The organism is Streptomyces sp. NPDC111606 (assembly GCF_055656945.1).
Genome location: NZ_JBVKBY010000037.1, coordinates 1 through 5625, shown reverse-complemented (window position 1 = coordinate 5625; position 5625 = coordinate 1). Strand labels below are relative to the sequence as shown.

Genomic DNA, 5625 nt, shown 5'->3' with positions numbered 1-5625 from the left:
CGGCGGTCTTTGTGCACGTTCAAGTTGTCCCACACGAGCACGATCGGTGCGCCGAGTTGCTGGTGGGCGGCGGTCAGCAGGTCGCGGTAGTCGGTTCAGGTGAAGCTGCGTCTGCCGCCCCGCTTGTGATCGACGTGCCGCTTGGGCCGGTAGACCAGGCGCGAGCGTCGCCCTGCTTGTAGCAGGCCAGAACGGCGATGGAGAAACGGCGCTGGGAGCGGCCCCGCACTCGGATGACGGGTGTGTGTCCGCGCCTGGCCCAGGTGCGGACGGTGGGCGGCGTCATCGAGAACCCGGCCTCGTCTTCGAAGCATAACCAGGCCCCGAGCGCCGCCACGGCGTTTCCACCTGGGGCCAGGTCTCCTTCACCCAGCCGGTGACGGCTTCCTCGTTGCGCTCCACCGCCCGACGGGCCGGGGCCTGGTGGCTGAAGCCGTGCCGGTGCAGCATCTGCGCGATGGCCGACAGCGTCATGCTCTTGTGGAACCGGCGCCCGATCAGCGTCTTGATCCGGGCCAGTGTCCAGGTCTGGTCCGGCCAGCCGTGCGCCACCGGACCCTTGGCCAGTTCCTGCTCGAGCACCTCGAACAGTGCCTCGCTCAGCTTGGGCCTGGACGCCGGCCCCTTCGACACCAAGGCCGGTGTTCCGCCGTGCTCCCATGCCTGGTGCCATCGTTGTACCGACCGCACGCTGACACGTAACTGCCTGGCGATGGCGGCATTGTCGTGTCCCAGGGCGAGTAACTCGGCCGCATGTATCCGGATGCGCTCACGAAATGCCCGTCGCTCCGCGGTCAGCCCGCCCCCTTGCGGATACCTCATGTGACCGGCTTACTGCGACAACCACAGCTTGTCAGCCCGCGACATCACGCCAGCAAGTCAGTAGACGATCGTCCGGTGGGTGTATTCACCGAAGGCGCGCCTCAATTCTCGTTGGTGTCCAAGTGGACTTTGACGATTGGAATCGCTGGCCTGCGACGACGAAACCACCAGTGCTGCTTACGTTCCGCTCGGCGGTCTGGGGTGAGGGCGGCAGGGATGATCGGAGTGAGCCTGCCGGGCGCCTCTTATGAATCGGTCATAGAGTTACAGAAAATGGCAAAATAGACATCTGGGAGGCCGTTATGGGGGCTCTCCGCTTCGTAGTCGAACCAGACGAGGGCAAGTCGATCTGGCTCGCGGGCATAGGAGTCGACTTCAAGATCTGGGGCGAGGAGACCGGAAACCAGTTTTCGATCGTCGAGCACCCCATCGAGCCGGGCCGTCTCATACCGCCACACGTTCACAGCCGCGAGGACGAGTTCTCGTACGTCCTGCAGGGCAGGGTCGGCGCACGAGTGGGCGACGAGGAGGCCACGGCAGGTCCAGGCTCGTACATCCTCAAACCGCGAGGGATCCCGCATACCTTCTGGAACGCTGGACCGGAACCGGCGAGGATCCTGGAAATCATCTCGCCCGCAGGCTTCGAGCGGTTCTTCGACGCGCTGGGCACGGTCAGCGAGACGGCCTCTGATCCTGCCGAGTTCCTCCAGCGCCGGGCCGAGCTAGGCGAGCAGTACGGTCTCGGGTTCTCCGACGAGTGGGTCGCCGAACTCACCAACAGGTACCAGCTCAAGCTCCTCGGTGAGTAACTACACCAGCTCTCCCACGCACACTGATCAGACGCGCACAGCCAAACCGAGGCAAGCGGTGTCAAGCATCAGGTGAGACCACTGCGTGAACCGTTCCGGGTTTGATCGAGACTCTACGTTGTGACTGACCTGGGGTTTCTTGGTTTCGCGGTAGTAGTTGAGCTCGTATTCGACGGGCGGGATGTGCCCGATCTCACCGTGGAGTCTGCGGTGGCAGTACCAGTCGACCCACTCCGCGGTGGCCAGCTCGACCTGGGAGAGCGTCTTCCACGGGCGGCCGGGCTTGATCAGCTCGGTCTTGAACAGGCCGATCGTGGACTCCATCAGGGCATTGTCGTAGGCATCGCCGACCGAGCCGATCGACGCCGCGATGCCTGCCTGCTGGAGGTGTTCGGCCAGCGCGAACGATGTGTACTGCGCCCCGGCATCCGAGTGATGTATCAACTCGCCTTGCTGGAAGGGGTGTTGATCCCGGTCGCGTTGCCACAGGGCCATGTCGAGAGCGTCCAGGACGAGCCGGGTCTCCTTGGTCGTGGCGGCGGACCACCCGACGATGCGGCGGGAGAAGGTGTCCACCGCGAACGCGACGTAGACGACTCCTGACCAGGTCTTCACGTGCGTGAAGTCGGCCACCCAGCAGCGGTTGGGGGCCGAGGCGACGAAGTCGCGGTCCACCAGGTCCGGGGCCCGCTCCGCGCCGGCCTCCGGGACCCTGGTGATCACCCGCTTGCCGCGGACCGCGCCAGCGATCCCGAGCTCGCGCATCAGGCGCTCGACGGTGCACCGGGCGACCGGATGGTTCTGCCGGTTCAGCTCGCGCCAGACCTTCCGGGCCCCGTAGACACGGAAGTTGTCCTCGAAGACCTCGTGGATCAGCTCCTTGAGATCGGCGTCCCGCAGCGACCGGGCCGAGGGCGCAGCCTGCCGCTTCTTGAACGCGTAGTAGGTGGAGGGGGCGATCTTGCAGTCGTGCGCGGTGAGCACCCGGCAGATCGGCTCGACGCCGCCGAAGCGGTCCCGGTACTCGTCGATGAAGCTCACGAGCGTGTCTGTGGCCGGTCGAGCTCGGCCGCGAAGAAACTTGCCGCGGCCTTCAAGATCTCGTTGGCCCGCTTCAGTTCGGCGGACTCCTTCTTCAGCCGCTTCAGCTCGGCGGACTCCTCCGTCGTGGTGCCCGCCCGGGCACCGGAGGCGATCTGGTCCTGCCGCACCCACTTGCGCAGCGTCTCGGTCGTGCCGATGCCGAGCTTCGACGCGACGGCCTTCATCGCGGCCCCACTCGGTGTCGTAATCCGGACGGACCTCGGTGAACATGCGAACTGCTCGTTTGCGCAGCTCAAGCGGGTAAGGGGAAGGACGTGCCATGACTCGATCCTCTCAAACGATCGAGTCCCTATCGAACCCGGAGCGGTTCACTTCCGAAGCGGCGCCGGCTACCTGCCGATCCGCAAGGGTGATCCGCCAATGGCCGAGGTCATCTGTGATGAAAGGCTGGCCGGCCTTGTGGTCGCGAGGATGCTTGCCGCAGGGGTGGCAGTCGTAGCCGATATCCGAGACTGTCAAGCCACCAGCTGATGTCTGACATCAGCAGCTGACACCAACAGCGGCGAACCGGGCCGGACGAAAGCGGCTTTCAGCGGTCGCCACACCCCTGCCAAGCGAGGATCCCTCCCACCTCTGGGAGGTCCGTGATCGACCTGATAAGGATGAGGCCAAACCTCAAGGCCTTGACCTCGTACGGGCGCCGTCCTCACTGTGCGACGGCGCCCATCACCTTGACTGGGTCATCGAGACTCCAACCATCGACCCCACGTGATTTCAGTCCACGGGCCAGTGGTCTCGTCTTTAGGAATCCAGAGCAGTGGTTGTCCCGTACGGCAGCGCTCGTCCGCTCCTTCTTCCCAGGGGAACCGCCCGGCCTTGTCGGGCCAGAACAGCTGTGTGACTGGCAGTGGCGGGGTCTGGTAGAAGTCGATTCCTGCGCCGAAGAAGTCGTGGTACCAGCTGGGATGCACGGGCCGGACGGCCACGTCGTAGCCGTTGAGGACGTCTCCTCGGCGCTGGTCCGGCTCGAGTGGGTTGCCGTCCCGTATCGCTGCCCCAGCGGCGTTCGCCACACGCATCGCGGTCTGCGATGGCAGACCGAACACGCTCACCTCGGGACTACGCAGTGTGTGCCAGAGCCCGATGGAGTAGCCCCAATCGCCGGGGGCGTCACCGCCAGCCACGCCCATGACGTGCCAGCCGAAGTCCGCGACACTCTTGGCTATGCGGCTATCGCGCTCCTCCGACACGGGGCCGCCCCATTCCGTGGGGGCGCAGAGGAGGCAAAAACAAGGGGCTTCGTCCATCCGAGGAGAGTAGTCCTGCTCGCACACGAGCAGTCTCTTGGGTTGGCGTACAGCAACGAAATACCGCAACCTCAACCGCCGCCCCCCACCGTTGGCGTCGGTCCGGGGCCGTGAAGCGACCGGAATGACTGTCGCTGACCGATCCACATAGAGCTACGGATCAGAAGTTCCCCGTGTTACACCCGTGCCAGATCCAGCGGGGAGCCACGGGGAACTGCGGTAGCCGGCGGGTAGCTGACCACGTGTCTGCCTATCTGGACGTCTCGCAGGTCAGAGCCACACTCGCCTCACCTCGCTCCTAAAGCGGTTGTCGTGGGCCTCTCGTCCGTCGCAGCGACCGTAGAGGAAGCCAGGACGGGGCGCCAACCTCTTCAAGGCCGGGTTACTCCGGCCACTCCTGAGCGTTGCGGGCTCCACCAAGGCAATCAGGAACCGAGCGGATTCACGTTGCCGCGTGAAGCCGAACCGAGATCGGCGCTCCCAGCGAGCGCCGATCTTGCTTACAGCTGTCGCGGTCCCATTCCGGGTCGATGACGTGACCCGCCAGGCCACTGCGACAGAGGACGTACGCCTGAGCGCGATACTTGGCTCCTGAGTGCACTACCTGGCCCCGTTTGGGCATGCTGCTGGCCCGCCCGACTGCGCAGGTCAACCGCCGGACGAGCGCTTCGACGGCGGCGGGTGTCCGGCGAAGGGTTGTGCGGGCAACGGAGGCAATTCCGTAACCCCCTGACGAACTCTTGATCACGCAGCCTCCCCCTGCGCCCCGCCTGATCTTTGAGGCCGGACACAATGAGTCCACCATCTACTTGCGGCACGGGGGTGTTTCTTCCTCGGGCCCGGCACTCAGAGGATCGACCTGTGTTTCATCGCCGGACAGCGCCCCTGACTCTGCTGCTCTTGGGACTGATGCTCTCCGCATGCTCCTCGAGCGAGCCCGCATCACCGAAGAGCGGCCCACAGGCAGTGCGCCATCGGCTGGCTGCGGCCGACGACGCACCGTACTCGGCTGCGCTCACAGCCATCACGCAGTCGGGGCACAGACGACTCCAGCTCATGGAGGGGCGAGTTAACCTCAACGCGCCATTCACAGGGCGCGCGACAGACACAACCGAGACGTACACCGAAGACGTCGTGATCACCCTGCAGAAGGTGTACCGGCGCGCCAGCGGAACTAACGAGGCATGGCAGGAGTTTCCTGCGTCGGCAGCCAAGGGTGGTATACCCGCGGACCGGCTCCCGCAGTACGTGCGGCTCATGCTCGCTCACAGCGCCTCCGTGCACCAGGAGAGCGAGCCCCTGCGCGTATCGGCCCGCCTCACCCCGAAGGACATCGAAAAGGTGGACAAGACCGTCGGACGCAACCTGCGCCCCGCGACAAAAGTCGACGCCGAGGCATGGATCAACGACGACGGCCGAGTCGTGCGCGTACACCAGAAGATCCACTTCGCTTCCGACCCCGACATCGAGGCGACGCTCACGCTCACGGACTTCAAGAGCGCCATGGCGGTAAACGCGCCCGTTACGTCCTGAGTATCAGCCAGGCCACTAGTAGTGCTTCGTTAGGTCTTCTGGTTGATGCTGATCAAGAGCATGTTGGGTCTTGTGGATGCACATGAAGTGAACCGATTACGGGCGGCGTT

At 64.8% G+C, this 5625-nt stretch carries 3 protein-coding genes and 2 pseudogenes; 2 read left to right on the top strand and 3 right to left on the bottom strand.

Features of this window, described 5'->3' with window-relative positions; all coding sequences use genetic code 11:
* A pseudogene (locus ACZ7M7_RS44955) lies at positions 1-822 on the bottom strand (winged helix-turn-helix domain-containing protein); the annotation flags it as partial.
* Positions 823-1124: 302 nt separating this feature from the next.
* Between ACZ7M7_RS44955 and ACZ7M7_RS44950 the strand changes: the two are divergent.
* Positions 1125-1631 (top strand): cupin domain-containing protein, encoded by a 507-nt coding sequence (locus tag ACZ7M7_RS44950; RefSeq protein WP_472127648.1) that lies wholly within the window; start codon positions 1125-1127, stop codon positions 1629-1631.
* A gap of 138 nt (positions 1632-1769) precedes the next feature.
* Here ACZ7M7_RS44950 and ACZ7M7_RS44945 read toward each other — a convergent pair.
* Together ACZ7M7_RS44945 and ACZ7M7_RS44940 are read right to left on the bottom strand one after the other, a co-directional pair.
* Positions 1770-2996: pseudogene (locus ACZ7M7_RS44945) on the bottom strand (IS3 family transposase); the annotation flags it as partial.
* 419 nt (positions 2997-3415) lie between these two features.
* Complete coding sequence (locus ACZ7M7_RS44940) at positions 3416-3925, bottom strand: DUF4262 domain-containing protein (RefSeq protein WP_472127646.1); 510 nt, start codon at positions 3923-3925, stop codon at positions 3416-3418.
* 1191 nt (positions 3926-5116) lie between these two features.
* Between ACZ7M7_RS44940 and ACZ7M7_RS44935 the strand changes: the two genes are divergently transcribed.
* The gene (locus tag ACZ7M7_RS44935) at positions 5117-5515 is read left to right on the top strand and encodes a hypothetical protein (RefSeq protein ID WP_472127644.1); all 399 of its coding nucleotides are present in this window, start codon (positions 5117-5119) and stop codon (positions 5513-5515) included.
* Positions 5516-5625: the final 110 nt, after the last annotated feature.